2 protein-coding genes are annotated in these 1358 nt (G+C 69.3%); one reads left to right on the top strand and one right to left on the bottom strand.

All coding sequences use genetic code 11. The annotated features are described in order from the left end of the window. Positions 1-104: 104 nt before the first annotated feature. Positions 105-752 (bottom strand): RDD family protein, encoded by a 648-nt coding sequence (locus AB0O29_RS35950; protein WP_365160660.1) that lies wholly within the window; start codon positions 750-752, stop codon positions 105-107. Between the two features lie 167 nt (positions 753-919). Between AB0O29_RS35950 and AB0O29_RS35945 the strand changes: the two genes are divergently transcribed. Beyond that, entirely contained in the window at positions 920-1351 is a 432-nt protein-coding gene (locus AB0O29_RS35945; RefSeq protein ID WP_365160657.1) for a hypothetical protein, read from the top strand. Positions 1352-1358 lie beyond the last annotated feature (7 nt).

Here is a 1358-nt window from a genome sequence, read left to right as displayed (position 1 = left end):
AGAACGAGCGTTCTCAAAGCAAGCGGATCTCGATTACCCTTCACGCCATGGACGACGAAGAAGCCCGCACCCGCCTCCTCGACGCGGCGGAGGCGTCTCCGCTCTCAGTGCCTCGGGGTACGGATGACGACCGTGCCGCACACCTTGTCGGCGAAGGTCTGCCTCTTCTCGTCCCACAGCGGCCACAGCCAGCCGAGGTAGCAGGCGAGGCTGTCGAGGAAGTGGGCCAGCTTGCGGACGAAGGCCATGCCGAAGCCGAGGGTGCGGCCGTCGGCCTCGCGCAGCAGGCTGATGCCGACCGCCCGCTTGCCGAGTGTCTGGCCCCGCCTGCCCTCCTGGAAGATCTGGAAGACGCTCATGGCGACCGCGTAGAGGACCCCGACGAGGAAGAACACGCCCGGCTTCGCCGTCGCGGGGTCGGGGGCGGTGATGAGGTCGACGAAGCCCAGGGCGTACATCGGACCGGCGATGATCAGCATGTCCAGCAGGTACGCCCCGAGGCGCAGCCCCCAGTGCGCGAGCTCGGGCAAGCCGGGCGGGGGGTAGGCACCGTACGGGCCGCCCGGCCCGGGCTCCTGCTGGGGATACCCGTACGGGGGCGGCGGGACCTGCTGCGGGTGGCCGTACTGCGGGGGAACGCCCTGAGGGGGAACGCCCTGCGGGGCCTGCTGCGGATAGCCGGGCTGCTGGCCGTACGGGGGCTGCTGGCCGTACGCGTTGTCGTAGGGGTTGTTCGGGTCGCCGAAGCTCATGGGGAAAAGGTTTCTCCGATACCGGAAGCGTGACGGTGCGGACCGCCGTGATGTCGAGGCCTCATCGTCGGCGGCCGGTCGGCCGGTTGTCCAACCGTTAGCGGGCCGCTGATGCTCCTATTGGTCGTCAAGCCCTGTGGGCGGGATGAGCGCCGTATGGTGGCCGGGTGCGGTACTTGGTGGAGTCGTTCATTCTCGGGGCCTTGCGGCGGGGTCGTTCGGTCGAGCAGTTCCTGGGGCCGTGCGGCTCGGCGGAACGTCCGGGGGTGCGTTATGTCGAGGTTCGTGCGACGAAAACGTCCTACGAGGTCTTCCTTCACACGGTCGAGGACGTCGGCGGTGAGGGCCTTTTCGACCTGGGCGAGTTCCCGCCGTTCGACCCTGATGACGAGGCCTGCGAGTTCGGCCGCCTCCTGGGCATGGCTGAGGATCCGCTGACTGCGCTGATTGTTGCCGAGCAGCGGGCCGGAGCCGAGCGGGGCCGGTGGGTCAACGAGGGCGTCGTCCAGGACGAGTACGGCGACTTCGTGCGTGCCGGCCGGCCGTCGGCGGCTTCCCCCGACGGCTGGCCGTGGCCTGATGCGCTGGACGCCGTATGACCTCGCG

Origin of the sequence: Streptomyces sp. NPDC089915, assembly GCF_040684675.1 — a bacterium.
Taxonomy (GTDB): Bacteria; Actinomycetota; Actinomycetes; order Streptomycetales; family Streptomycetaceae; genus Streptomyces.
Note: the sequence above shows the minus strand (reverse complement) of the source record. Positions and strands in the feature narration are given on the sequence as shown.

Coding starts and splice junctions, on each gene's coding strand:
- AB0O29_RS35950 (WP_365160660.1), bottom strand. CDS start 752: ATGAGCTTCGGCGACCCGAACAACCCCTACGACAACGCGTACGGCCAG.